This window comes from Alteromonas sp. WD8-37 (genome assembly GCF_055326825.1).
Window position 1 is genome coordinate 1 of sequence record NZ_JBUZOV010000003.1, and the last position, 25119, is coordinate 25119.

Here is a 25119-nt window from a genome sequence, read left to right on the forward strand (position 1 = left end):
CAAACTCTTCAATTAAAAATCGAATATATCTATGAATCGTCGGTTGACACTCTTAACGAGTGCCCACACAGATTGTCTTGTTATACATTGTTAAAGAACAGTGCGACTGACCAACTGGCCTTGCCGCTTGCTTCATTTACTCCCCGAAGCGGGATGCGCATTCTACGCGATTCGTTTTCGGCGTCAACACTTTTTTGAAATCTTTTTCTCAAAGCGTGTTAGCTTTAAACGGCTTCAGAAGAGTTATTTAAACCTTGCTGAAGCGAGGTGAGCATTCTACGCCACCCGGGTTATTTGTCAATACTTTTGATTAATTTATTTTTCAAAAGTATTTTTTGAAACCCTTGCCACCACTTGCTTTAAAAGTAAGTATTGACTAACTCTTCTGGTCTGTCTTGCGACTTTCCCGTTGAAGAGGTGGCGCATTCTAGAGATTTTTAGCGCACCGTCAATAACTATTTTCATAATTTACAAAATTGCGGTTTGTTTGCTGACAAACTGTTCAAAACGGTGGTTTTACAGGCTAATTCTACTTTGGGCTTCGTTTTTGACAATTAATGGTATCTGTCTGCCCCCATTGCCTAATGCGGAACGGATAGTAATAAGGCGCGCAGTTAGCCTACCTGCCCGCTCCTACGATCAATGTTGAGCATTTGGCCTTAAGGAACGACAACGCTGTATACTGACTCGCCCCTATCTATAAGGAGACAATAATGACTATCCGTGCTTATAAGAAGACTACCCCGCAGTTTGCCGCCGGTTGCTATATCGATGACTCAGCTGTGCTGGTTGGCGATATTGCTCTGGGTGAAGACAGCAGTGTGTGGCCAATGGTTGCAGCACGTGGTGATGTGAACCATATTCGTATCGGCAAGCGCACCAATGTCCAGGACGGGGCGGTATTACATGTCACCCGTCGTTCGGCGACCAATCCTGACGGCCACCCGCTGATCATTGGTGATGAGGTGACGATTGGTCATCAGTGCATGTTGCATGGCTGCCGGCTGGGAAACCGCATTTTGGTCGGCATGGGAGCGGTGATCATGGACGGTGCTGTGGTCGAGGATGATGTGCTGATTGGAGCCGGTACGCTGGTGCCCCCAAACAAGACATTACAAAGCGGCTACTTATATGTCGGTAACCCCATGCGCCAACAACGACCGCTGCGCCAGGCCGAGCTGGATTTTTTAGCCCAGTCGGCGCAAAACTATGTTGAATTAAAAGATGACTATTTGGCCGAGGTCGCCGCCAGCTGAGCGCGTAAGGCCTTGATGACCGGCCGGGTCTGAACTTGCTGTTCCGTCCAGATAGTGAATGCAGCGGCTGCCTGGGCCACCAGCATGCCTAAGCCGTCGGCGGTGTGCCGGGCGCCATGATGGCTGGCATGGCGCATAAACATTGTTGCGCGTTGCTGATAAACCATATCGTAGGCCAGTTCACAGGCGTTAAAGGCAATATGCTGGACATCTGGCAAGCTGTCGGACAAGCTTGCCGAGGTGGAATTGATCACAATGTCCGGGGTATACGACATCAGCCCGGCACTGCCCAGCGCCATGACCCGACTATCGCTGACCTCTTCACACAATTTTTTGGCTTTATGTTCTGTGCGGTTGGTGATGGCCAGTGTGGTGACCCCTTCATTTAATAACGGGTGGATCACACCCCGGCTTGCCCCACCCGCGCCAATGATTAACACCGCTTTGTCTGCCAGACTAATGCCCTGCTGTTGAATATCAGCCACCAGCCCCAATCCATCTGTATTGAACCCGGCCAGGCGTCGATCGGGCAAGCGTTTTAAAGTATTAACCGCACCCGCCAGACTGGCCGCATCGTCCAAGCTGTCGGCCAGAGCCGCGGCTTGTTCTTTAAAAGGCACCGTGACATTGCACCCTAAACTGGCAGGCTGGGTAAAAAAGTTGCGCACACTCTCGGCAAAACCCTCCAGTGGGGCTTCCAGTTTGTCATAGGTAATCGACAGCCCCACCTGTTTAGCAAACATCTGATGGATGCCAGGTGATAAACTCTGACTTATTGGATTTCCGAATACAGCAAACTTGTTCATGAAATTATTCAGCTTCTTAACCCGTAAAAAAGATTCTGCGACGCCAGCCTCACTGTATACCGCCATCGGGGGCCGCCCGGTGGTCGAGGCTATTGCGCACAGTTTTTACGATATCATGGAAACAGATCCGATGGCGCAGGAATTACTGGCGATCCATCCGCAGCCCATAGATGAGCTGCGCGACACTTTTTTTGTCTATCTGATGATGTGGATGGGCGGGCCGGACGAGTTTCAACCCCGTTATGGCCATCCGCGTTTGCGGGCACGGCATCTGTCTGTCACGGTGACGCCGGCATTAAAAGCCCAGTGGATGTATTGTATGCGCAAGGCGGTGATGCAGCATGTACCAAATCTCACGCTGGCCAATAAAATCCTGCAGCCGCTGGATCAACTGGCTGACCATATGGTGAATCAGCCAGACGCCTGATATTACCAGTCTGTGGGCTGCAGCCACTCTTGCAGGCGGGCTTCGGCACTGCCGGGGGCCGGATCATAACCATATTCCCAGCGCGCCAGCGGCGGCATCGACATCAATATGGATTCGGTTCGGCCGCCGGTTTGCAAACCAAATAAGGTGCCGCGGTCCCACACCAGGTTAAATTCAACATAGCGACCGCGCCGGTATAATTGAAACTGGCGCTCGCGTTCGCCATAGGCCATAGCCTTACGCCGCTCGACAATCGGGACGTAGGCGTCCAGAAAACTGTTACCCACCGCCTGCATAAAGGAAAAACTCTGTGCAAAGCCCCATTCGTTAAGATCATCAAAAAACAGGCCGCCTACGCCACGGGTTTCATTGCGATGTTTAAGAAAGAAGTAGCGGTCACACCAGGCTTTATAATCTGCATAAACCGTATCACCAAATGGCGCGCAGGCTTTTTTGGCCACACTGTGCCAGTGCTGCACATCTTCTTTAAATGGGTAGAACGGTGTCAGGTCGTAACCGCCGCCAAACCACCAGATGGGTGCCTCGCCAGGTTTTTCTGCAATGAAAAAGCGTACATTGGCATGTGAGGTGGGCACATACGGGTTGTGGGGATGGATCACCAGCGACACGCCCATGGCCTGAAAACTGCGGCCGGCCAGCTCAGGTCGCGATGCCGTGGCCGACGCTGGCAGGGTGGCACCCTGCACATGGGAAAAGTTAACCCCGCCCTGTTCAATCAACGCGCCATTTTTCATCACACGCGAGCGCCCGCCACCACCTTCCTCCCGCTGCCAGGTGTCTTCGGTGAAATGGCCAGACCCATCCGCCAGCTCCAGGGTTTGGCAGATGGTATCTTGCAGGGTCAACAGATACTGCTTAACCTGTTCAACATCTTGCGGGTTTACGGTGTTTGTCATATTACTGCCTGATTATTTGCCCGGTATCACCATCGCGGATGGTGCTGGGATTGGTATAGCCGCCAAGCGGACCCTCAATATAGAGCACGCCATCGCCAAAATAGGCTTTGGCTTCGGCCAGGCTACGCGCCGGTTCCTGCCCGGATGGATTAGCACTGGTGGAAACCAGCGGCTTACCTAGTTTTTCGCATAATTGTTTCACCTGCGGATGATTGGTCACCCGCACGGCGATTTTGCTGTGCGCGCCGGTGATCCAGGCCGGAGCACGGGCGGATTTGGGCAGCAGCCAGGTATTCGGGCCCGGCCAGCTGGAAAAAATTTCGGTGCGCCGGTCTAAGCGGATAGCGTTATCGTCCACATAGGGCAATAACCGCGAATAGGTATCGGCGATGAGGATCATGCCTTTTTCCACTGGGCGCTGTTTGATCGCCAGCAGGCGGTGAACCGCTTCTTCATTGTCCGGGTCGCAACCAATCCCCATGACCGCTTCGGTGGGATAGACCAATAGTTGGCCACCCACAAAGGCATCGACAATAGGATCGGACTGCGAGGTTGAGTCTGGCATCAGGTTGTTCTCTACGAAGTTATTGCTCTTGCTGATAATCGCAGGCTGGCTGGGGACAGCACACCTTGCCTTTTTTATTGATCAGCAACTGCCAGCCACATTCAGGGCAGGATTGCGCGATAGGCGGAAAATTTACCACATATCGGCAGGCAGGATAATCATCACAGGCAAAAAAGCGTTTGCCATACTTGTTGGTGCGCTCAAGCATGTGGCCTTTCTGGCACTTGGGACAGGTTATCTGGGTGTCCTGTTGTGTTTTAATCGGCTCTATATGATGACACGCAGGAAAATTAGTACAGCCGATAAACATGCCATAGCGGCCTTTTTTGATCGCCATGGTACAGCCGCACTCGGGGCAGTCGGTGCCGGCAATTTCTTTTAATACGGTGGTGTGGTTGTCATGCAGTGGCTTACTGAAAGTGCATGACGGATAAGCGCTGCAGCCCACAAACGGCCCGGCTTTTCCCTGGCGGATATGCAACGGCGCATCACACTCCGGGCAGGTGCCGTCCGCCTGGGACGGCCCGGAGAACAAACTAGAATCAATTTTTGACATGAACTCTCAGATAATGGGGCTTAGTGCAAGACGCCATTTGACTCTTCAAACAACAGATCTTCCATTTGTGCATAGGCATTTTCTTTACCCGGCACATTAAATAAGACCATCAGCACAACCCATTTAAGATCTTCTAAGCAAAATTCGGTGGAATCAATTTCCATGACCCGGTCAATGACCATTTCGCGGGTACTGGCATCCAGCACACTCACCTGTTCTAAGAACAGTAAAAAGCCACGACATTCCACATCCAGCCGCATTTGCTCATGCTGGGTATAAATCCGGCTGAGGCTGGTAGTGATCCCATTGCTCAGATACGGGGTTTTATCTGTTTCCTGCAGCGCAGCTAATTTTTCAAGCCAGGCCAATGCTTTGTATATTTCGTCATGATGAAAACCGGCACGCACCAGCTCTTCGGTCAGCTCGTCCTGATCGACCCGAATCTCTGTTTCGCTGTGGATAAAGTTTTCAAACAGATACATGAGGATGTCAAACATACTATTTTCCCCTCAGTTTAATGTAGCCGCCAGGAACAGCCGCTACCAGGCCACGCAGCTCATATTGTAATAATGATGCCAGCACGTGAGATACAGGCTGGTCGCTACGCTTACAGATGATGTCCACACTGGTAACATCATAATTCACACTAGCTAATAATTTATCGGTTGCCAAGCATTCTCCTTGACTTTTTTTGCTCTCAGACGTGCTTTTGACACGGGTATCGGCCACTAGCGGCGGCAATTCTGCCAGAATATCACTGGCCTGGCTGGCCAGTATTGCCCCTTGTTTAAGCAGATGATGGCAGCCGGCGGTAAGCGGGTTATAGATATTGCCGGGTATGGCAAATACATCACGGCCTAGATTTGTGGCCAATTTGGCAGTTATCAAGGTGCCACTTTTAATTGTGGCCTCTACCACTACAGTGGCATGGCTCAAAGCGGCAATCAGCCGGTTGCGCTGAGGAAAGTGCGCTGCCCGTGGCGCACTGCCCGGCCAAAACTCTGTAGCCACCGCCCCACCCTCCATTACAATTTGTTCATGCAGGCGCTGATGACGCCGTGGGTAAATGATATCGGGTCCGGCCCCGGTCACCGCCACTGTGCGCCCACCCTGACCAAGCGCGCCGCGATGCGCCGCCCCGTCAATACCGGTAGCCAGGCCGCTGGTCACACACCAGCCGGACGCAGCCAACTGGCTGGCAAAGTCAGTCGCCATCTCCAGCCCCTGGGCTGAAGCCCGGCGGCTACCCACCAGCGCAATTTGTGGCTGGGCCAGCCGTTCCACAGCCCCGGTCACATACAAGGCCAGCGGCGGTGACTGCAGCGCCTGTAACATCATTGGATAGCGGGCATCATCCGGGGTCAGTAAGTGATGCTGCTCACTGGCGGCCAGCCAATCCGTACAGCGGCTTACCACCTCGGGCTGCTGCAGTGCCAACTGCGCCTGCACCTGGGTACGCACGCCGTCATCGGCGCAGCGCCACTGGCCACTGATAAGCTCAGACGCACTGATCTTGAAGCGCGCCAATAGCGACAGCCACTGGCCCGGGGTGACCCGGGGAATGGAGCTTAAGCGCAACCAGGCTTGCTGGCTGTCACTTAATGTTGTTTCATGCATGCCGTTTCCTTACTGCACCACGGCCCGCAGCGCTTGGCTTAAGGCCGTGCGACGATATCGCCGTTTTTCACCATCTCCCGTGCTCGGGTGATGATGCCATAGCTGGCGTTTTCAAAGGTTTTAAATACCACCAGCTCACCAATTTTCAGCGCCGGCTGTACCACTGTTGAACCATCCTTGAACGGGCTGCGCACGGCATTGGCCTCACTGGCATATTTGGGCGCGTCGCCGTCAATAATATCCGGCCCCTGGGCGTAGATTCCCATCACCATGCCCGGCTGCAGGGCAGCGTCGCCAAGATTCAGCACCACCACATCGTTTTTACCTAACAGCTGATGCTGATGCAGATTGTCAATCACCTGCCCCTGTTGTTCGGTGGCCGGCTGCAAAATCATATTCTCTGGCGCTGAGAACTCGCCGGCATACAAACGGTCACCGCGGCGCGCTTCAAGATTCGACGCATCGACCTTCACCAGCCACTGGGTGGGAATACTGCTTTCCACCATGGACGCATCGGCAATGTGGTGAATCTGAATGCCCAGCACCGCGCCATCCACATCGGTGATAGTAGATTGTTTACGGATCACGCGATACTGATCGAAAGGCCGGCCGTAGCTGCGGCTAAGCACCAAATCTTCATTAATAAAGCGAATGTCGCCGGTTTGGTTGCCCAGCAGATGCGGCAGAATGTCGTATTGCTGTTGCGAAATAATTTCGTTTTGGTTGATGTAGGGTGCAATGGCACTCCAGGGCAGCGTGTTGATCGGCATCGGCTTGGTTTGCTTGACCGTCGACGGGCTCAAGGTCAGACGCTTTTTCTCGCGGGCCACTTCCAGCACCGGCTGGCCATCCACCATACGAATGCGCAGCACATCGCCCGGGTAAATCAGATGCGGATTCACAATCTGGGTATTGGTACGCCACAGCTGCGGCCACAGCCAAGGCTTGTCTAAAAACAAGTTGGCAATATCCCACAGGGTATCATCCTGCTGCACTGTATAGGTTTTTGGCGCATTGTCTTTCAGGGTCACCGCGGCCTGTACCCAGGATACCGGCAACCATACCAGTACCAGCAGCCACCCCCAGCGCGACGCCCATTTTTGTTGCTTGCCCAGGCTTGCGGTCATCGATCCCCACCCTTTGATTGTTGATTTTTTATCCAGCGCCATCATGTTACACTATCCAGTGAACGGCCTGATTGCCCGATTATCGCTGCACGTATAACCTTTATACGGTAGAATAGTACCCTATCTTCAGGTGTAAATAAGCCTGGCAATTGGATCGTATAGTAATTCATACAGCAAGAGTGTAATAACGACAGATGGCGATATTAGACGTATTACGGTTTCCCGACGAGCGGCTACGTACAGTGGCTAAGCCGGTGGCCGAAGTAACTCCCGAAATTAAGCAGCTGGTTGACGACATGTTCGAAACCATGCGCGACGAAAATGGTATTGGTCTGGCTGCGACCCAGGTCAACCGACACGTTCAGGTGGTGGTCATGGATGTTTCAGAAGACCAGGATCAGCCGCGTGTGTTCATCAACCCTGAAATCATTGCCAAAGACGGCAGCACCATCAGCGAAGAAGGCTGTTTGTCGGTGCCGGGCAACTATGCCAAGGTAGAGCGCGCCGAAGCAGTCACCGTTAAAGCGTTGGACGCAGACGGTGAAGAATTTGAGCTGGAAGCGCATGGCCTGCTGGCGATTTGTATTCAGCACGAACTGGACCATCTCAAAGGTAAATTATTTGTGGATTATCTGTCGCCGCTGAAACGACAACGCATCCGCAAAAAACTGGAAAAAGAAGCCCGTCTGGCCGCCAGAGCCTAAGGAGTCCTGTGGCTAACTCGCTGCGAATAATTTTTGCCGGTACGCCGGATTTTGCTGCTGACCACTTGCGCGCGCTGCTGGATACACAGCATCAGGTGGTGGCCGTGTATACTCAGCCAGACCGGCCCGCCGGTCGCGGCAAAAAACTGACCGCCAGCCCGGTGAAACAACTGGCCCAGGCCAATGACATCACCGTTCACCAACCAGCCAGCTTAAAAGCCGAGGATGCCCAGCAGACGCTGCGCGAGATCCAGGCCGATATCATGGTGGTGGTGGCGTATGGTCTGATCCTGCCTAAACCGGTCCTCAACACCCCGCCATTGGGTTGTATCAATGTGCACGGTTCTATTTTGCCGCGCTGGCGCGGTGCGGCACCTATTCAGCGCGCCATCTGGGCCGGCGATGCCATCAGCGGCGTGACCATTATGCAAATGGATGAAGGACTGGATACCGGTGCAATGCTGCATACTGCGACCCTGCCTATCGCGGCGGATGAAACCAGTGCCTCGTTGTACGATAAGCTGGCCACCTTAGGCCCTAAGGCGCTGGTAGACGTGCTCAACGATTTAGACAGTGCGGTTGCCACCGAACAGGATGACAGCCAGGCAACGTATGCCAAAAAACTGTCTAAAGAAGAAGCTCAACTGGACTGGCAACAACCGGCAGAACAACTGGCACGCAATGTGCGAGCCTTTAATCCCTGGCCGGTGGCCTGGTGTGACATCGCCGGCGAAAAAGTCAAAGTGTGGGCAGCTTCCGTCTGCTCCAATAGCAACGGCAAAGCGCCCGGTACTGTGCTGCAGGCAGATAAACATGGCATCGTGATCGCCTGTGGCGAGCAGGCACTGTGCATCACCAGTTTACAGTTACCCGGCAAAAAGCCGCTGCCAGCCGCCGATGTGATCAATGCCCGCATAGCCTGGTTCACGCCTGGCCAGCCGCTAGGTGGTGAACCTGCTGCATGAGCCGACTTCCACGCCAGCCCAATTTACGGGCCGATGCAGCCTGGGTGCTGTATCAAATTCTTGAGCAAGGCCAGTCCTCCCGCGAATGTTTAGCCACTGTCCAGCAGCGCCATAGCGCCAAGGACAATGGCTGGCTGCAGGAAATGACCATGGGCGCATTGCGCCAGGTACCGCAATTACAATTATGGCTGCGTCAACTGCTGGATACACCGCTAAAAGGCAGCAATAAGATTGTTGAGCATCTGCTGATGCTGGGCTTTTATCAACTGGCGTTTACCCGCGTATCAGCCCATGCTGCCGTGGCCGAAACCGTCAATGCCGTGCCTATGCTGGCCAGCCAGCGGTTAAAAGGGCTGGCCAATGCTATTTTGCGCAATTTTCAGCGCCAGCAACTTGATCAGCATCCCAGTGACAATCCGATTGTGCAAAGCGGCTTGCCCAAATGGTTGTACAAAGGCCTGGCCGAGCATTATTCCGACGCCCTGCCTGAACTGCTCACCCAGACCAATCAGATTGCGCCCTTGTGGCTACGGGTGAATACCTCCAAAGTGAGCCGCAAGGCATATCTGATGCATCTGCAGTCCGCTGGGGTGGACTTCACCCTAAGCGATGCCCATCCGGACGCTGTGGTGTTAACCGGCCGTTACGAGGTAACCGGGCTACCCGGCTTTGCCGAGGGCTGGTTTGCGGTGCAGGATGGCGCGGCGCAACTGGCCGCCGCCTACCTGGATGCCCAGCCTGATGAGCGTATCCTGGATTGCTGTGCGGCGCCGGGCGGCAAAACCGGCCATCTGCTGGAGCGCCAGCCGGCATTGGCGCATTGTCTGGCGCTGGATTTTGATGCCAGACGCCTGGACCGAGTGCGCGAAAATATGCAGCGCCTGGGCCATGCACCGGCGGTTGCCCAGGGCGATGCCGCCACCCCCGATGCCTGGTGGGACGGCCAGTTATTCGACCGTATTTTATTGGACGCGCCCTGCTCGGCCACCGGCGTGATCCGGCGCCATCCGGATATCCGCTGGTTACGTAAAAAATCCGACATTGCCCAGCTGGTCGAATTGCAACAGGCCATTTTACAAGCACTGTGGCCGCTGCTTAAACCCGGCGGTACCCTGCTGTATGCCACCTGTTCAATTTTACCCGATGAAAATCGCCTACAGATGCAGCGGTTTTTGCAGCACCAGCCGGATGCCAGTCTGGTGCCATTGCACAGTGGCGATACCGCGCAACATCCTGGCCGCCAGATCCTGCCCGGCGAGCAACAAATGGATGGTTTCTACTATTGCAGGCTGTTAAAGTCTGAAAAATAATGACATTACATAGCGATAGATCGGTTTAATGAAAATCATCATCCTCGGCGCCGGTCAGGTCGGCGGTACCCTGGCGGAAAACCTTGTTGGTGAAAAAAACGAAATCACCGTCATCGATGCCAACCCCAACACCCTGCGTACCCTGCAAGACCGGCTGGATTTGCAGGTAGTGGTGGGCGTGGGGTCACACCCGGATGTGCTGAAAAAAGCCGGCGCCGAAGATGCCGATATGCTGATTGCGGTGACCAGCAGTGATGAAAGCAATATGCTGGCCTGTCAGGTGGCCTACAGCTTATTCAAAACGCCCACCAAAATCGCCCGGGTTCGGTCTGAGCAATACATCATCTATCAGGAACAGTTGTATAAGCAGCAGGATATTCCGGTAGACCATATCATTGCGCCGGAACAGCTGGTCACCAAAGCTATCAAACGTTTGATTGATTATCCCGGCGCCCTGCAGGTAGTGGAATTTGCCGAAGGCAAAGCCAGCCTGGTGGCGGTTAAAGCCTATTATGGTGGCTTACTGGTTGGTCATGCGCTGTCAGCGTTAAAAGAACATATGCCCAATGTGGAAACCCGGGTGGCTGCTATCTACCGGCGTGGCCGGCCTATCCGTCCGTTAGGCACCACGGTTATCGAAGCCGATGATGAAGTGTTTTTTATTGCCGCGACCAAACATATCCGCGCGGTGATGAGTGAGCTGCAAAAGCTGGAGTCCAGCTACAAGCGGATCATGATTGCCGGCGGCGGTCTAATCGGTGCCGGGCTGGCTAAACGGCTTGAGCACAACCACAATGTGAAATTGATTGAGTTTGACCGTGACCGCGCCAACTATCTGTCGGCCCACCTGGATAAAACCATCGTATTTTGCGGCGATGCCTCCGACCCGGAGCTGTTAAGCGAAGAAAGCATCGAAGATGTGGATGCCTTTATTGCCGTGACCAATGATGATGAAGCCAACATCATGTCGGCCATGCTAGCCAAACGGATGGGCGCGCAAAAAGCCATGGTGCTGATCCAGCGCAGTGCCTATGTGGATTTGGTCCAGGGCGGCGAGATTGATATTGCTTTTTCACCGCAGCAGGCCACCATCTCAGCGCTGCTCACCCATATCCGTCGCGGCGACATTGTAAATGTGTACTCACTTCGCCGTGGGGCCGCAGAGGCTATAGAAGCCATCGCACACGGTGATGAAAATACCTCGCGCGTGGTAGGCCGCCAGATTGGCGATATTAAGCTGCCTCCCGGTACCACCATCGGTGCCATTGTGCGCGATGACCAAGTGATCATTGCCCACAGCGATACCGTGGTGGAAGCCAATGATCATGTCATTCTGTTTTTGGTGGATAAAAAATACATCAACGATGTGGAAAAAATCTTCCAGCCCAGCGCATTTTTCTTTGGCTAAGCTGGCCGGCTCCTTGGCTAAGCTTGCAGGCGCTGCCTAGCTGCGCCAAAAGGTGGGCGAAAACAGCACCAACAGCGAAAACACTTCCAACCGCCCGAACAGCATTGCAATCACCAGCAGCCATTTGCCCGGGTCACTGACCTCGGCATAGTTGGCCGCCACACTGCCCAGGCCCGGGCCTAAGTTGTTCAGGGTGGCTGCTGTAGCGGTGAAGGCCGAAAGGTTGTCCAGGCCAGTAGCAATCATGCCAATCATGATCACTACAAACACGATGGCATAGGCTGAGAAAAAGCCCCATACCGCTTCCACCACCCGATCTGGCATGGCCCGTTCACCCAGTTTGACCGAATACACTGCTTTAGGGTGGATCAGCCGGTCGATTTCACGCCGGCCCTGCAAAAACAGCAAGAATACCCGGATCACCTTCAGACCGCCGCCGGTAGAGCCGGCGCAGCCACCAATAAAGCTGGCAAAGATCAGGATAATCGGCAAAAAGGTTGGCCAGGAGGCAAAGTCGGTAGTGGCAAACCCGGCGGTGGTACTGATGGACACTGCCTGAATCATGGCCTGGTCGAGCGCTTCTTCGGCCGAGGTGTAATAGCCGGTCAGGACCAGCACCAAAAAACACAGGATTATCAGACTAGCCTGGATGGTGAAAAAGGCTTTGAACTCCGGATCGTGAAAATAATTTTTAAACGACCGGGCGCTGACAGCAGCATAATGCAGCGAAAAATTAAGCGCAGCGATCAGCAAAAACACCGCACATATCACATTGATCATCGGGCTGTTAAAATAGCCCAGGCTGGCGTCATGGGTCGAAAAGCCGCCGATGGCAACCGTAGAAAACGCATGGCAAATGGCATCAAACCAGCTCATCCCGGCCAGCCAGTAGGACACCGTACAGGCGGTGGTCAGCGACAGATAGATGTACCAAAGATGCTTGGCGGTATCGGCAATCCGCGGTGTCATTTTGGAGTCTTTGACCGGCCCGGGCATCTCGGCGCGGTATAACTGCATGCCCCCTACCCCCAGAATCGGCAGGATGGCCACCGCCAGCACAATGATCCCCATCCCGCCCAACCATTGCAGCTGCTGGCGATAAAATTGAATAGAGTGTGGTAAAAATTCAATGCCTTCAATCACCGTGGCGCCGGTGGTGGTAAGCCCGGAAAAGGATTCAAAAAAGGCATCGGTGACCGTCATTGACGGCTGTTCTAATAAAATAAACGGGATAGCACCAAAGCTGGCCAGTACGGTCCAGAACAAGGCAACAATCAAAAACCCTTCTTTAGCCCGCAGGTCACGGCGATGTTCGCGGTTGGGATACCACATGGCGGTGCCGGTCAGTACGCATAAGATAAACGCCATTACAAACGGTAAGCCACTGCCATCCTGATACAGCAGTGAGACCAGCGCGGGCGGGATCATGGTCACGCTGAACAGCGCCACCAGCAGCCCGAGAATACGTACAATCGCACGGTAGTGCATGGTTAACTAAGCCTTGTTTTTATTAGAACTACATCCTGGCAGACACGCGATTGTGGCTGACGCCCGGGTATTATGCGAAGAACCGGGCGAAAGGCAAAGCCTAAATCGCCCTATTGTATAGGCTTATTGCATCGACAGCACAGTTTCGACCATTTTTGTCAGGCCGGCTTCGGCGTCTAAGATATCGTCTGCCAGCATATAGGCAGGCGTGGTCACCAGTTTGGCGTCGGTATCCACAACAATCTCATCCACCACACAGCGCACATGCTGCGCGCCCATGGCATCGATACCCTGGGCTGCCGACTCGTCGGTGCCGATAGTCATCTTGGTTTTGTTGCCATACACCGAGGCCGCCAGGGCCGGCGCGATGCAGGCATAGCCGGCGGGTTTTCCGGCTTCGGCAAACGCGCGACACACCGCCAGCACCTGCTCGTCAGGCTGACTGTCTGCCCCTTGCAGCGCAAAAGTACACAGATTTTTTGCCGCACCAAAACCGCCCGGCAGGATCAGAGCGTCAAAGTCTTCCACCCGGCATTCTGTGACCGGCTTTATCTCGCCCCGTGCGATGCGCGCAGCTTCCACCAATACATTGCGGCTTTCGCCTGGCGCTTCTTCGCCGGTAAGGTGGTTAATCACATGATGTTGCGGTTTGTCCGGGGCAAAGCACTGGTACTGGGCGCCCTGGCGACGAATCGCCAGTAAGGTGATGACAGCTTCATGTAACTCAGAGCCATCAAACACGCCACAGCCACTTAAAATCACGGCAATTTTTTTCATTAACTGCTCCTGTTTAGCAATCGGGCTTTATATCGTTTTAGGGCAAAAAACGAACAAAGCGGTTAAAAAAAGTTCTGAAATAACACTTAGCCTGATGTTAACGGTATGCTACATTACTCCACCGTTTTGGGGAAAGCCGAAACCGCACAGAACATTAATCACGAAGTTATCCACATTTACTCGGATGTAAAATTACGCAAGGCAGCGGATCACATCTTTTTCTCTAAGCCAAGTATTTTCTGATCTTCCTCGCAGGATCCCCTGATTGAATTGGGGCTTGCACTGATCTGCCGGCTTTGTTAGATCACAAAGTTATCCACAAGCGATCACAAGTTCTTACTGCTGTGTATAGCGATCAGCCCAGCCCTATGGCATCCTTGCGATAATTTTTCCCACACGACGAAGGCATATGGCTAACATACAAAACCCACCGTTTATTCTGGTGGACGGATCGTCTTATCTGTTTCGGGCGTTTCATGGTTTACCGCCCCTGACCAACTCTAAAGGACAGGATACGGGCGCCATTTATGGCGTGATCAATATGCTGCGCAGCCTGATCCGCCAGTATCATCCTTCCAACATTGCGGTGGTCTTTGATGCCAAAGGTAAAACCTTCCGCGATAAGATCTATACCGACTACAAAGCAAATCGCCCGCCGATGCCCGAAGAGCTGGGCGCACAGATCCAGCCGCTGCATACCATTATCCGGGCTATGGGCCTGCCGATCATTGTCGAAGACGGCGTGGAAGCCGATGATGTGATTGGCACCCTGGCCCGCCAGGCGTCCGAGCAACAGATTGCCACGCTGATCAGTACCGGTGATAAGGATATGGCGCAGCTGGTCAATGAGCATGTGACGCTGATCAACACCATGACCAACACCGTGATGGACATTGACGGGGTTAAGCAAAAATTTGGAGTGCCTCCGGAGCTGGTCATTGATTTTCTGGCCTTAAAAGGCGACAAGGTCGATAACATTCCCGGAGTGCCGGGCGTGGGTGATAAGAGTGCCCAGGCGCTGCTCAATGGCATCGGCGGCATTGATGACATCTATGCCAATCTGGACAAGATTGCCGGGCTGGATTTTCGCGGCAGCAAGTCCATGGCCAAAAAGATGGCCGACCATGAAGAACAGGCGCGCCTGTCCTATGAGCTGGCCACTATCAAGTGTGATGTTCCGCTAGACTTTACCCCGGAAAGTCTGGTGCCGGATGAGCCGGACAATGCCCAGCTGGCAGAGCTGTTTGCCGAATACGAATTTAAACGCTGGCATAGCGAAGTGTCTTCGCAGGAGGCCGCCGAATCTTCCGCGGTCAACGATGCAACCAGTGAGACGCCGGAGCAGGCCATCGACACCAGTGGCTATGAAACCATATACGATGAAGACACTTTTGCCCGCTGGCTCGACAAGCTCAACAAGGCCGAGCTGTTTGCCATTGATACCGAAACCACCAGCTTAAACTACATGGAAGCAGAACTGGTGGGCATCAGTGTGTGTGTGGCCCCGGGTGAAGCGGCTTATATTCCGGTGGCCCATGACTATCCCGATGCGCCGGCACAGCTATCGCGCGAGTGGGTGTTAGAACAGCTGACTCCATTACTGGAAAGCACCAAGGCCCAAAAGATTGGCCAACATATAAAATATGATATGAATGTGCTGGCCAACTATGGCATCACCCTGCGCGGGGTGGCCTTTGATACCATGCTTGAATCCTATGTACTCAATAGCACCGCCAACCGCCATGATATGGACAGTCTGGCACTGGCCCATCTGGGTCACAAGACCATCAAATTTGAAGAGATTGCCGGTAAAGGCGCCAAGCAGCTGACCTTTAACCAGATCCCGCTGGAGCAGGCTGCGCCCTATGCCGCCGAAGATGCCGATATCACTTTGCGCCTGCACCAGGTGTTGTGGCAAAAGCTGGAAGCCGAGCCGGCGCTGAAAACCATGCTGGTGGATATCGAAATGCCCCTGGCCAGTGTACTGGCGCGTATGGAGCAGCTGGGCGTGTTTATTGATAGTCAGCGGCTGGCGCAGCACAGCCAGGATCTGGCCATTCGAATTGACGAGCTGGAGCGTCAGGTACACGACGAAGCCGGCGAGAAGTTTAATCTGGGCTCGACCAAGCAATTACAGCATATCCTGTTCGACAAGCTGGAACTGCCGGTGATTAAAAAGACCCCGAAAGGCGCCCCCTCCACCTCCGAAGAAGTGCTGCAGGAGCTGGCCCTGGATTACCCCATTCCTAAAATGATCATGGAATACCGCGGTCTGACTAAACTGAAAAACACCTATACCGACAAATTGCCCAAGATGACCCATCATCGCACCGGGCGGCTGCATACTTCCTATCATCAGGCGGTGACCGCTACTGGCCGATTGTCGTCTACCGAACCCAATTTGCAAAACATCCCGATCCGCAATGAAGAAGGCCGCCGGGTACGCCAGGCCTTTGTGCCGCGCGACGGCTATCAGATTGTGGCCGCCGATTATTCGCAGATTGAACTGCGCATTATGGCGCATTTGTCGCAGGACAAAGGCTTGCTGGATGCCTTCTCGCAAGGTAAGGATATTCACCGCGCCACCGCCGCCGAAGTGTTTGACTGTAACTTAGACGAGGTAACCGCGGAGCAACGACGCAGCGCCAAGGCCATCAACTTTGGGCTGATTTACGGGATGTCAGCCTTTGGCCTGGCTCGTCAACTGAATATACCGCGGCATGAAGCACAGCAATACATGGATTTGTACTTTGAGCGCTATCCGGGCGTGCTTAAGTATATGGACGACACCCGAGCCCTGGCCAAAGAAAAAGGCTATGTGGAAACCGTTTTTGGTCGTCGTCTGTATTTGCCGGATATCAAAGCCAGTAACGGTGCCCGCCGCAAAGGTGCCGAACGGGCAGCGATCAACGCACCGATGCAGGGCACCGCTGCCGATATCATCAAGATGGCCATGCTGCAGGTGGACGACTGGTTGCAACGCTCCGGCACCGACGAGGTGTACATGATGATGCAGGTGCACGATGAACTGGTATTTGAAATCAAAACCGAGGCAGTAGAACGCGCCAGTGCCAAGATCGTTGAACTGATGGAACAGGCTGCCACCCTGTCGGTGCCCCTAGAAGTGGAAGCCGGGACCGGCAATAATTGGGACGAGGCCCATTAAACAAGTAATATAATTACATATTTTTTGCTTATAACCGCAAAGCCTGGCTGTTTTGGTAATTTAATTACGGAAATGACTTGCGTTTTTGGTCGGTTATTGTACCCTTAGCAGCGTAGGGTACAGAGGTGAGAAAGCTGTTTTCAAACCTTTGCTTTAACCCCGGCCTGTGTTGCCGGGGTTTTTTTATGCCTGCGATTTTTTTCCCTCGAAGCATGACCTCGAAGTTAGCCTTCACACCCTTTTAAAAAAATCTTCACTCTGATGGAACTTATTGAGCAGGCGCTGACTCTTATCTACGGTTTTTATGTGTTTTCTCTTTGATTATCCCCACCCTGGCGTGGGGATTTTTTTATTCTGGCGCCTGGTCCAGAGCAAACCAGTGCAGCAGCTTTTGTTCCAGTTGCGGCAATCCCAGCTTGGAGTTCGCCGAAAACGCCTGCACGGTCACATCGCCCATAAACGCCAGCGCTGCTTCTTCGGCCATCATCACCTGTTGTTTACGCTTGCCTGATTTGAGCTTATCCGCCTTGGTCAGTACCGCCTGCACCGGAATGCCCGCATCGACCGCCCAATAGATAAGATCCTGATCCAGCTCTTTAAACGGATGGCGGATATCCATCAGCACCACCAGCCCTTTTAAGCTTTTACGCTTTTGCAGATATTCACCCAGCGACTGTTGCCACTTCTTTTTCATGGCCAGTGGAACCTGGGCAAAGCCGTAGCCGGGCAAATCAATCAAACGGCGATCCACCTCCAGCTCAAACACATTGATCATTTGGGTGCGGCCCGGCGTTTTACTGGTACGGGCCAGGTTTTTTTGCCGGGTTAACGCATTTAGCGCGCTCGACTTGCCGGCATTGGAACGGCCGGCAAACGCCACTTCGATCCCGGTGTCATCTTTAAGATGGCGGATGTCTGGCGCGCTGGTGGAAAAGGCGGCTTTGGTAAAATAAGTCATGGTGTCACCATTGGCACTGCAATTTTGGCTAAAATATGTCACCAGCATTGTACATTTTTACACCACCGCTTTAGTATGGTATTTGTACATCTGGCATCGTAAGTGTGCTAAATAACAATAATACCACGTAAATCCGCTGAACCCCTGGTTCCTTTACGGAAGATTACTTATGAAAAAACTGTGTTTGTTGGCGTGTCTTACCCTGAGTTTATCGGCCGGGGCACAATCAGACGGTGATATTGATGCTGGCCAGAAAAAATCAGCCACCTGTGCTGCGTGTCATGGTCAGGATGGTAACAGCAGTATTCCTATGAACCCTAAACTGGCCGGGCAGCATGTCAACTATCTGGTCAAGCAATTAAAAGAATTTAAGCTCGCCTCGCAAACCGGTGGCGAAGAAGGACGCAACAATGCGGTGATGAACGGTATGGCTGCCGCCCTTTCCGAGCAGGATATGCGCGATATCGCCACCTATTATTCTGAACAACAAATCAAACTCGGTAATACACCCGAAGAAGCGGTGGAACCCGGCCAGGCGCTGTACCGCGGCGGCGATCTGGAGCGCAACCTCACTGCGTGTATTGCCTGTCACGGGCCGCGTGGCAACGGTATGCAGTTAGCCGGCTTTCCGGACATCAGTGGCCAGCACCCCGAATACATTGTGGCGCAGCTCAAGGCATTTCAGGCGGGTACCCGGCACAATGATATGAACGGCATGATGCGGGACATTGCGACAAAATTGACCGAGGAAGAGATGCAAACCCTGGCCAATTACCTGGCCGGACTGCATTAAAATTCGTTGCACAACAGCGACATGTTAAATATCTGTTAACACAGGTGTTGTATTCAAAAATTTTTCGTGTAAGCTAACCCCTAGTTTTGAGAGCCGCTTGTCACGGGCCCGCAAAACCAATAATAATAAAAGTGATAATAATAATAAGAGCACGGAAGAACGGAAAAAGCGTCAGGAAGGCCCAAAACTAAAAATACCGCTCTGTAAAAAACAACAAAAAGGGGAGCACTTCTAGCAGTGGAAGCAATAAAAAAGCACATGAGGTGCAACGGGAGAAGTGTCATACGACACTAAAATATAGAGGTGATGACGCAAGTCATCACCTTTTTTCTTTTGCGGAACCATTATGATTGCCTGCCCGCTGTGTCATCACCCCGACAGTCATTTTTATCACCAGGATCGCCGACGCACCTATCAGCAGTGCCCCCGCTGTGATCTGGTGTTTGTGCCACCGGCCCAGTTACCGGATCGCACCACCGAACAGCATGAATACAGCTTGCATCAAAACACGCTGGATGATCCCGGCTACCAACGCTTTTTAGACAAAGCAGCCTCCCCGCTGCTACCTCACCTCGCCCCGGCCTCCAGTGGCCTGGATTTCGGGTGTGGCCCTGCACCGCTGTTGGCGCAGATGCTAACAGCTCATGGCCACAGCATGGCGGTGTACGACCCGCTGTATTTTGACCGGCCCGAGGCCTTACAACGCACCTACGATTTTATTACCTGTACCGAAGCCATCGAGCATTTTCATTTCCCTGCCACCGAGTGGCAGCGGCTGGATGAGCTACTCAAGCCCGGTGGCTGGCTGTGTATCATGACCAAGCGCGTACTGGATAAACAGCGCTTTGCCCACTGGCATTATAAGAATGATCCCACCCATGTATGCTTTTTTTCTGACCACACCTTTACCTTTTTAGGCCAAGTGCACGGATATAAGGTGCACCTTGTGGCTGCAGATGTCGTATTAATGCACAAGCAAAGTTATAATGTGGCTAACACAGAGCAACCAGATTGAGGGCTTATGCCTCGTAAGAAAAAATCCAGAAAAGTCGGCCAGATTGGCGTTCGCAAAGATCCCGACCACAAGTCCAAGCGCGTCACCGTCCCAACCGGTAAAAAACCGGGCAAAGGTAAGCAGCCGGGCTCGCGCAATGCCGATACTGATAATGGCGGTCAGCGCGGCGCCGGCAAGCAGGGCCAGCGTGATCCCAGAGTGGGCAGTAAGCGCCCTATTCAACTGATTAAAGCCGAGGAAAAAAAATACGCCACTCCGGCGGCCGAACTGGCTGCGCTGGAAGCCGATGACAAGCTGGCCATGCTGTTGGACAAGCTGGATAACGACCAGCCTATCTCTGCCAGCGAGCAGCAATATGTCGATACCAAACTGGAGCGGCACCGGGTGCTGTGCGAATTGTTGGGGCTGGACACCGACGACTCCGACGAAGAGGACGACACTGATCCGATGGACGAGCTGGACGCAATCAAACTCGACGACTATAAAAAATAGAGGTATTTTATGGTGTGGACCATCGCTGCCATCGTGGGCGTGCTGATTATTCTGGGGCTGGGATTTTATGCCGGCCGATTGTTGTTTTTACTCAAACAGCAAAACCATCGCCACGCTACCGCTCGGCAGGAGCGCACTACCACCATTACTGACAGCATTATCCTGATTGCTAAGGCAATGGAACAACAGCAATGCGAACTATCCGAAGGCGCCATCCGCATTTGTAATCTGTTAGAAGCATTGCCATTGAAGTCGCCCCCGGATTACCGGCAAAAATTTCCGCATATTTACGAGCTATTTGTGGCCATTAGCGGGTTTGCCATTTTAGAGGAGCGCCGTAAGTTACCGAAACAGGAAAAGCGTAAGCAAGACAGCGCCCGCGAAGAGATTGAGTCGGCACACGAAAGCCAGGTACTGGCCGAACTGCCTCATATCCGCGCGTATTGCGAACAGCTGGTTCAATCCTAGCGACGCGCCTCTTTACACGCTGCTGCATAACAGTGGCAGCGTGTTTCATGGTCGTTGACCATTCCTACCGCCTGCATAAAAGCATAGCAAATTGTTTCCCCGACAAATTTAAATCCGTGCTGTTTTAATGCCTTGGCCATAGCCTTGGACGCTGGTGTACTGGTGGGAATCTGAGCCTGATTATCCCAGGCATTAATGTGTGTCTTGCCATCGGTAAACTGCCAGATAAACTCACAAAATGGCCTCTTTTCTTCAATGGCCAGATAGCCCTTAGCGTTAGCTACAATTGCAGCGATTTTTTGCCGGTTGCGAATAATGCCGGGGTTGCTGGCACAGGCGCTCAGCTCAGCCTCGCTCATCTGCACAATTCGCTGGGGATCGAACTGGTGAAACGCTGCTTCGTAATTGGCTTGTTTTTTTAAAATGGTCAGCCAGGACAAGCCGGCTTGCTGGCCATCCAGACACAATTTGGCAAACAATTGCTGACTGTCGGTTTCAGGCCGGCCCCACACGGTATCGTGATAATGCAGGTATTGTGGATCCTGGGTGACCCAGCCGCAGCGGGGCAAAGAGGGATTTACAGACATAATTCTCCTGGCAACGTTGATTTTGTATGCATTTGCCGGCTCAGGCCTACATACTGTGCCTGACAAATTGTATACTATGCCACCTTTAATCCGTGAATAACAAAGCAGCGATTGTATGCCCAATTACGATATAAAAACCTTTCAGGGTCTGATCCTGGCATTGCAGGAATACTGGGCCCGTCAGGGATGTGTGATTATCCAGCCGCTGGATATGGAAGTCGGCGCCGGCACCTTTCATCCAATGACCTTTTTACGCTCGCTGGGCCCGGAGCCCATCAGCAGTGCCTATGTGCAACCTTGTCGCCGCCCGACCGATGGGCGCTATGGCGAAAACCCTAACCGTCTGCAGCATTATTATCAGTTTCAGGTCATGATGAAGCCTTCTCCAGATAATCTGCAGGAACTGTATCTGGGCTCGCTGAAAGAGCTGGGCTTTGACCCACTGGTCCACGATATCCGCTTTGTCGAAGACAACTGGGAATCGCCTACCCTGGGTGCCTGGGGCTTAGGCTGGGAAGTCTGGCTCAACGGCATGGAAGTCACTCAGTTCACTTATTTTCAGCAGGTCGGCGGATTAGAGTGTAAGCCGGTCACCGGTGAAATCACCTACGGGCTGGAGCGCTTAGCCATGTACATCCAGGGCGTCGATAGCATTTACGATCTGGTGTGGACCGATGGCCCCATGGGCAAAGTCACCTATCGCGATGTGTTCCATCAAAACGAAGTGGAACAGTCGACCTATAACTTCGACCACGCCAATGTCGACTTTTTGTTTGCCACTTTTGATGAGTGCGAGGCAGCCTCGAAAAAGCTGATTGACCATCGCCTGCCGCTGCCGGCGTACGAGCAGGTCATGAAAGCCTCGCATGCCTTCAACCTGTTGGATGCCCGTCACGCTATTTCGGTCACCGAGCGTCAGCGCTATATCTTACGGGTGCGCACACTGGCCAAAGCCTGTGCCGAAAGTTATTACCAAGCCCGTGAAGAGCTGGGCTTTCCACTTTGCCAAAAGGAGCAGTAACGGTGCGAACAGAAAACTTACTTATCGAACTGGGCACCGAGGAACTGCCACCAAAAGCACTCAAGCAGCTGGGCCAGAGTTTTGCCGATAACTTTCAGCAGGCGCTGCAAGGTGCTGAGCTGTCTTTTGATTCAGTCAACTGGTTTGCCGCACCGCGCCGTTTAGCACTGCATGTCACCGCGCTGGCTGAGTCTCAGCAGGACAAAGTGGTGGAAAAGCGTGGGCCAGCAGTATCAGCCGCCTTTGATGAAGCGGGTAACCCGACCAAGGCCGCCATGGGCTGGGCCAAGGGGAACGGCATTGAGGTTGACCAGGCCGAACGCATGGTGACCCCAAAAGGTGAATGGCTGCTGCATAATGCCAATGTGCCGGGCCAGCCCATTGCCACCTTACTGGAAAGCCTGCTGACCCAGGCGTTGGATAAACTACCCATTCCAAAGCCGATGCGTTGGGGCAACCATTCCACCCAGTTTATTCGCCCGGTACATACATTGACCGTGTTGTACGGCGCCGAAGTACTACCGGTTTCTGTCTTGGGCAAAGCCAGCGATCGTGTGGTTCAGGGCCACCGCTTTCACGGCGACAGCCGCTTTGACCTGGATCATGCCGATAATTACGCGCAAGCGCTCAAGCAACAGTATGTCGTGGCCGATTTTCGTGAGCGTACCGAACTCATTCGCAACGGCTTAGAAGCTGCTGCCAGCGAGCTGGAGCTTAATGCCGATTATGACACTGCCCTGCTGGAAGAAATCAGTGCGCTGGTGGAGTGGCCGGTGGTATTGACTGCCTCCTTTGATAAAGCCTTTTTGGCCGTCCCCAAAGAAGCACTCATCTACACCATGAAAGATGACCAAAAATATGTGCCACTGCTCAATGCCGATGGCTCACTGGCCAACACCTTTTTGTTTGTCACCAACATCGAAAGCCGCGACCCGTCCATGGTGATTAGTGGTAATGAAAAAGTAATTCATCCGCGTCTGGCCGATGCTGAGTTTTTCTTCAACGCGGATAAAAAGGTTAGCCTCGAAAGTCGCCTGCCCAGCCTGGCCGCCGTGTTGTTTCAAAAGCAGCTGGGTACGCTGGAAGAAAAATCGCAGCGCATCGCCCGCCTGGCTGAATTTGTTGCCGGCCAGATTGACGCCAACCCGGAGCATGCCAGCCGTGCTGGTTTGCTATCTAAGACCGATCTGATGACTGAAATGGTCATGGAGTTTCCGGAGGTGCAAGGCGTAATGGGTAAATATTATGCCGAGCATGATGGTGAGCCCTCAGACGTGGCGCTGGCCCTGTATGAACAGTATCTGCCGCGCTTTGCCGGCGATGTGCTGCCCTCAACCCCGGTCAGTGCAGCGGTATCACTGGCAGATAAACTGGACACCCTGGTGGGTATTTTTGGCATTGGCCAACTGCCTAAAGGCGATAAAGATCCGTTTGCCCTGCGTCGCGCGGCCATCGGTGTGTTGCGTATCATCAGCGAGCAAAACCTGAATCTGGATTTAGAAACTCTGGTGGCACAGGCGGTTGAGGTTTACGGAGACAAGCTCACCAATGCTGATACCCAACAACAGGTGGTCGACTTTGTATTGGGCCGTTTTGTGTCATTATTGCAGGACCAGGGCATTAGCATTGATGTGATCCAGGCTGTCTCGGCCCGCCGGCCTACCCGCCCGGCAGATTACACTGCGCGCATTGATGCAGTGGCTGCATTTAAACAACGCGAGGAAGCTGAGGCACTAGCTGCCGCCAACAAACGGGTGGCCAATATCCTGACCAAGCAAGGGATCACCGGCGAACCGGCCATTGATGCCAGCCTGTTGCAGGAAGCCGCCGAAAAAACCTTGTATGACGCACTGTCCCAGGTCAAGCCGGATGTAGATACCGCGCAGCAGCGTCAGGCCTATAACGAAGTGCTCAGCGCGCTGGCCACCCTGCGTGATCCAATTGATGCATTCTTTGATAATGTAATGGTAATGGCCGACGATGAGGCAGTGAAACAAAACCGGCTGGCTTTGCTGGTGATGTTGCGCAGCATGTTTTTGCAAACCGCGGATATCTCACTGCTCGATAAAGCCTGATGGCGAGATAGTTGAACCTTTGTAATATGCCATGCCCAACCTGTGTCGTTGGGCATTTTTTGCTTAAGGAGCAGGTGTGAAAAAGTTAGTGATTGCGGTCGCCGTGTCTCTGCTTGGTGGCTGTGCCAGCAACAGTGTGTTGAACCCATTACCGGGTGTCTCCGAAACCAAAAACATCGCTTTTGATGAGCTGTACTTACGCGGTGTATTTAACTGGTGGGAAGCCTCGTCCGGTTATCAGCTACAACGCGGTAATAGTAGCTGGTATGTGGATGTGGAATTGATTGCCGACGGCCAGCCGTATGATTTTAAACTGGCTGATGCAGTATGGTCTCCTGCCCAGACCTGTGGCGGCAAGTACAAAGGCCAGCCGGCAACCTTGAGCGGTACCACTTATCTGGTATGTGGCTCAGATGCTGAAAATGTGCAATTTGTTCCGGCCACCACAGCTACCTACCGGTTCTCTTTTGCCCGTGCCAGTGCGAATGAAATCCGCCTGGATATCAGCCGTGCCCCGCAATAATTAAGGAAATCCCGCTGGTTCTTTCACAGCCAGCGGCACTTTTTTCGCTTTTTCTACTATCCCACTTCGCCAACTTTCACCGCGCGTACGATTCAAAC

At 53.2% G+C, this 25119-nt stretch carries 25 protein-coding genes; 14 read left to right on the top strand and 11 right to left on the bottom strand.

The features are described 5' to 3' along the window. Positions 1-713: 713 nt before the first annotated feature. Positions 714-1256, top strand: a complete 543-nt coding sequence (locus ACTUJZ_RS08845; protein ID WP_463635947.1) for a gamma carbonic anhydrase family protein — start codon at positions 714-716, stop codon at positions 1254-1256. Here the strand turns inward: ACTUJZ_RS08845 and aroE are convergent. Then, a complete protein-coding gene (aroE, locus tag ACTUJZ_RS08850; RefSeq protein WP_463635948.1) occupies positions 1229-2128 on the bottom strand; it encodes a shikimate dehydrogenase in 900 nt (299 codons plus the stop codon). The two genes, ACTUJZ_RS08845 and aroE, sit on opposite strands and share 28 nt — an antisense overlap. Here aroE and ACTUJZ_RS08855 point away from each other — a divergent pair. After that, complete coding sequence (locus tag ACTUJZ_RS08855; RefSeq protein WP_463635949.1) at positions 2061-2489, top strand: group II truncated hemoglobin; 429 nt, start codon at positions 2061-2063, stop codon at positions 2487-2489. The two genes, aroE and ACTUJZ_RS08855, sit on opposite strands and share 68 nt — an antisense overlap. Positions 2490-2491: 2 nt before the next feature. Here the strand turns inward: ACTUJZ_RS08855 and hemF are convergent, their stop codons facing one another. Genes hemF through ACTUJZ_RS08885 form a run of 6 tightly spaced genes read right to left on the bottom strand, consistent with a single transcriptional unit; the run spans position 2492 to position 7271 of the window. Beyond that, complete coding sequence (gene hemF, locus ACTUJZ_RS08860; RefSeq protein ID WP_463635950.1) at positions 2492-3406, bottom strand: oxygen-dependent coproporphyrinogen oxidase; 915 nt, start codon at positions 3404-3406, stop codon at positions 2492-2494. A 1-nt stretch (position 3407) separates the two neighbouring features. Then, the gene (gene tsaC, locus ACTUJZ_RS08865; protein WP_463635951.1) at positions 3408-3971 is read right to left on the bottom strand and encodes an L-threonylcarbamoyladenylate synthase type 1 TsaC; all 564 of its coding nucleotides are present in this window, start codon (positions 3969-3971) and stop codon (positions 3408-3410) included. Between the two features lie 19 nt (positions 3972-3990). Next, positions 3991-4527, bottom strand: coding sequence for a DNA topoisomerase family protein (locus ACTUJZ_RS08870; RefSeq protein WP_463635952.1), 537 nt, complete (start codon positions 4525-4527; stop codon positions 3991-3993). A gap of 20 nt (positions 4528-4547) precedes the next feature. Further along, positions 4548-5024 carry a DUF494 family protein gene (locus ACTUJZ_RS08875; protein WP_463635953.1) on the bottom strand — a complete coding sequence of 159 codons (477 nt, stop codon included), beginning with the start codon at positions 5022-5024 and terminating at the stop codon, positions 4548-4550. Position 5025: 1 nt separating this feature from the next. Next, the gene (dprA, locus tag ACTUJZ_RS08880) at positions 5026-6144 is read right to left on the bottom strand and encodes a DNA-processing protein DprA (RefSeq protein ID WP_463635954.1); all 1119 of its coding nucleotides are present in this window, start codon (positions 6142-6144) and stop codon (positions 5026-5028) included. A gap of 38 nt (positions 6145-6182) precedes the next feature. Beyond that, positions 6183-7271 (bottom strand): LysM peptidoglycan-binding domain-containing protein, encoded by a 1089-nt coding sequence (locus ACTUJZ_RS08885; RefSeq protein WP_463635955.1) that lies wholly within the window; start codon positions 7269-7271, stop codon positions 6183-6185. A gap of 194 nt (positions 7272-7465) precedes the next feature. Here ACTUJZ_RS08885 and def point away from each other — a divergent pair, with 194 nt between their 5' ends. The 4 genes from def to trkA are packed head-to-tail and all read left to right on the top strand — an operon-like array spanning position 7466 to position 11658. Next, entirely contained in the window at positions 7466-7975 is a 510-nt protein-coding gene (gene def / locus ACTUJZ_RS08890; RefSeq protein ID WP_463635956.1) for a peptide deformylase, read from the top strand. Between the two features lie 8 nt (positions 7976-7983). Continuing rightward, positions 7984-8940, top strand: coding sequence for a methionyl-tRNA formyltransferase (gene fmt / locus ACTUJZ_RS08895; RefSeq protein WP_463635957.1), 957 nt, complete (start codon positions 7984-7986; stop codon positions 8938-8940). Continuing rightward, on the top strand, positions 8937-10250 hold the full coding sequence (gene rsmB / locus ACTUJZ_RS08900; protein WP_463635958.1) for a 16S rRNA (cytosine(967)-C(5))-methyltransferase RsmB: 1314 nt from the start codon (positions 8937-8939) through the stop codon (positions 10248-10250). Before fmt ends, rsmB begins: the two co-directional genes overlap by 4 nt. Before the next feature lie 28 nt (positions 10251-10278). Further along, positions 10279-11658, top strand: coding sequence for a Trk system potassium transporter TrkA (gene trkA, locus ACTUJZ_RS08905; RefSeq protein WP_463635959.1), 1380 nt, complete (start codon positions 10279-10281; stop codon positions 11656-11658). 36 nt (positions 11659-11694) lie between these two features. Here the strand turns inward: trkA and ACTUJZ_RS08910 are convergent, their stop codons facing one another. Both ACTUJZ_RS08910 and elbB read right to left on the bottom strand, forming a co-directional pair. After that, complete coding sequence (locus ACTUJZ_RS08910; protein ID WP_463635960.1) at positions 11695-13146, bottom strand: TrkH family potassium uptake protein; 1452 nt, start codon at positions 13144-13146, stop codon at positions 11695-11697. A 123-nt stretch (positions 13147-13269) separates the two neighbouring features. Then, positions 13270-13923: an isoprenoid biosynthesis glyoxalase ElbB gene (gene elbB, locus ACTUJZ_RS08915; RefSeq protein ID WP_463635961.1), complete on the bottom strand. Its 654-nt coding sequence runs from the start codon at positions 13921-13923 to the stop codon at positions 13270-13272. 409 nt (positions 13924-14332) lie between these two features. Between elbB and polA the strand changes: the two genes are divergently transcribed. Further along, positions 14333-17089, top strand: coding sequence for a DNA polymerase I (gene polA, locus ACTUJZ_RS08920; RefSeq protein ID WP_463635962.1), 2757 nt, complete (start codon positions 14333-14335; stop codon positions 17087-17089). A 349-nt stretch (positions 17090-17438) separates the two neighbouring features. Here the strand turns inward: polA and yihA are convergent, their stop codons facing one another. Then, positions 17439-18047 carry a ribosome biogenesis GTP-binding protein YihA/YsxC gene (gene yihA, locus ACTUJZ_RS08925; RefSeq protein ID WP_463635963.1) on the bottom strand — a complete coding sequence of 203 codons (609 nt, stop codon included), beginning with the start codon at positions 18045-18047 and terminating at the stop codon, positions 17439-17441. A gap of 169 nt (positions 18048-18216) precedes the next feature. Here yihA and ACTUJZ_RS08930 point away from each other — a divergent pair, with 169 nt between their 5' ends. The 4 genes from ACTUJZ_RS08930 (at position 18217) to ACTUJZ_RS08945 (ending at position 20815) form a co-directional block, all read left to right on the top strand. After that, entirely contained in the window at positions 18217-18840 is a 624-nt protein-coding gene (locus ACTUJZ_RS08930) for a c-type cytochrome (protein WP_463635964.1), read from the top strand. 346 nt (positions 18841-19186) lie between these two features. Then, positions 19187-19855, top strand: coding sequence for a class I SAM-dependent methyltransferase (locus ACTUJZ_RS08935; RefSeq protein WP_463635965.1), 669 nt, complete (start codon positions 19187-19189; stop codon positions 19853-19855). Between the two features lie 6 nt (positions 19856-19861). Beyond that, the gene (gene yihI / locus ACTUJZ_RS08940; protein WP_463635966.1) at positions 19862-20347 is read left to right on the top strand and encodes a Der GTPase-activating protein YihI; all 486 of its coding nucleotides are present in this window, start codon (positions 19862-19864) and stop codon (positions 20345-20347) included. A 9-nt stretch (positions 20348-20356) separates the two neighbouring features. Then, on the top strand, positions 20357-20815 hold the full coding sequence (locus tag ACTUJZ_RS08945; protein WP_463635967.1) for a DUF2489 domain-containing protein: 459 nt from the start codon (positions 20357-20359) through the stop codon (positions 20813-20815). Here the strand turns inward: ACTUJZ_RS08945 and ACTUJZ_RS08950 are convergent. Continuing rightward, entirely contained in the window at positions 20812-21402 is a 591-nt protein-coding gene (locus tag ACTUJZ_RS08950) for a DNA-3-methyladenine glycosylase I (protein ID WP_463635968.1), read from the bottom strand. The two genes, ACTUJZ_RS08945 and ACTUJZ_RS08950, sit on opposite strands and share 4 nt — an antisense overlap. A gap of 115 nt (positions 21403-21517) precedes the next feature. Here ACTUJZ_RS08950 and glyQ point away from each other — a divergent pair, with 115 nt between their 5' ends. The 3 genes from glyQ (at position 21518) to ACTUJZ_RS08965 (ending at position 25021) form a co-directional block, all read left to right on the top strand. After that, entirely contained in the window at positions 21518-22423 is a 906-nt protein-coding gene (glyQ, locus tag ACTUJZ_RS08955) for a glycine--tRNA ligase subunit alpha (RefSeq protein ID WP_463635969.1), read from the top strand. 2 nt (positions 22424-22425) lie between these two features. Further along, positions 22426-24498: a glycine--tRNA ligase subunit beta gene (gene glyS, locus ACTUJZ_RS08960; protein ID WP_463635970.1), complete on the top strand. Its 2073-nt coding sequence runs from the start codon at positions 22426-22428 to the stop codon at positions 24496-24498. 76 nt (positions 24499-24574) lie between these two features. Further along, complete coding sequence (locus tag ACTUJZ_RS08965) at positions 24575-25021, top strand: early set domain-containing protein (protein ID WP_463635971.1); 447 nt, start codon at positions 24575-24577, stop codon at positions 25019-25021. Positions 25022-25119: the final 98 nt, after the last annotated feature.

What these genes read in the sequence shown, in the direction of transcription:
- ACTUJZ_RS08845 (WP_463635947.1), top strand. Translation starts at nt 714, where the DNA reads ATGACTATCCGTGCTTATAAGAAGACTACCCCGCAGTTTGCCGCCGGT.
- ACTUJZ_RS08855 (WP_463635949.1), top strand. Translation starts at nt 2,061, where the DNA reads ATGAAATTATTCAGCTTCTTAACCCGTAAAAAAGATTCTGCGACGCCA.
- aroE (WP_463635948.1), bottom strand. Translation starts at nt 2,128, where the DNA reads ATGGCGGTATACAGTGAGGCTGGCGTCGCAGAATCTTTTTTACGGGTT.
- hemF (WP_463635950.1), bottom strand. Translation starts at nt 3,406, where the DNA reads ATGACAAACACCGTAAACCCGCAAGATGTTGAACAGGTTAAGCAGTAT.
- tsaC (WP_463635951.1), bottom strand. Translation starts at nt 3,971, where the DNA reads ATGCCAGACTCAACCTCGCAGTCCGATCCTATTGTCGATGCCTTTGTG.
- ACTUJZ_RS08870 (WP_463635952.1), bottom strand. Translation starts at nt 4,527, where the DNA reads ATGTCAAAAATTGATTCTAGTTTGTTCTCCGGGCCGTCCCAGGCGGAC.
- ACTUJZ_RS08875 (WP_463635953.1), bottom strand. Translation starts at nt 5,024, where the DNA reads ATGTTTGACATCCTCATGTATCTGTTTGAAAACTTTATCCACAGCGAA.
- dprA (WP_463635954.1), bottom strand. Translation starts at nt 6,144, where the DNA reads ATGCATGAAACAACATTAAGTGACAGCCAGCAAGCCTGGTTGCGCTTA.
- ACTUJZ_RS08885 (WP_463635955.1), bottom strand. Translation starts at nt 7,271, where the DNA reads ATGACCGCAAGCCTGGGCAAGCAACAAAAATGGGCGTCGCGCTGGGGG.
- def (WP_463635956.1), top strand. Translation starts at nt 7,466, where the DNA reads ATGGCGATATTAGACGTATTACGGTTTCCCGACGAGCGGCTACGTACA.
- rsmB (WP_463635958.1), top strand. Translation starts at nt 8,937, where the DNA reads ATGAGCCGACTTCCACGCCAGCCCAATTTACGGGCCGATGCAGCCTGG.
- trkA (WP_463635959.1), top strand. Translation starts at nt 10,279, where the DNA reads ATGAAAATCATCATCCTCGGCGCCGGTCAGGTCGGCGGTACCCTGGCG.
- ACTUJZ_RS08910 (WP_463635960.1), bottom strand. Translation starts at nt 13,146, where the DNA reads ATGCACTACCGTGCGATTGTACGTATTCTCGGGCTGCTGGTGGCGCTG.
- elbB (WP_463635961.1), bottom strand. Translation starts at nt 13,923, where the DNA reads ATGAAAAAAATTGCCGTGATTTTAAGTGGCTGTGGCGTGTTTGATGGC.
- polA (WP_463635962.1), top strand. Translation starts at nt 14,333, where the DNA reads ATGGCTAACATACAAAACCCACCGTTTATTCTGGTGGACGGATCGTCT.
- yihA (WP_463635963.1), bottom strand. Translation starts at nt 18,047, where the DNA reads ATGACTTATTTTACCAAAGCCGCCTTTTCCACCAGCGCGCCAGACATC.
- ACTUJZ_RS08930 (WP_463635964.1), top strand. Translation starts at nt 18,217, where the DNA reads ATGAAAAAACTGTGTTTGTTGGCGTGTCTTACCCTGAGTTTATCGGCC.
- ACTUJZ_RS08935 (WP_463635965.1), top strand. Translation starts at nt 19,187, where the DNA reads ATGATTGCCTGCCCGCTGTGTCATCACCCCGACAGTCATTTTTATCAC.
- yihI (WP_463635966.1), top strand. Translation starts at nt 19,862, where the DNA reads ATGCCTCGTAAGAAAAAATCCAGAAAAGTCGGCCAGATTGGCGTTCGC.
- ACTUJZ_RS08945 (WP_463635967.1), top strand. Translation starts at nt 20,357, where the DNA reads ATGGTGTGGACCATCGCTGCCATCGTGGGCGTGCTGATTATTCTGGGG.
- ACTUJZ_RS08950 (WP_463635968.1), bottom strand. Translation starts at nt 21,402, where the DNA reads ATGTCTGTAAATCCCTCTTTGCCCCGCTGCGGCTGGGTCACCCAGGAT.
- glyQ (WP_463635969.1), top strand. Translation starts at nt 21,518, where the DNA reads ATGCCCAATTACGATATAAAAACCTTTCAGGGTCTGATCCTGGCATTG.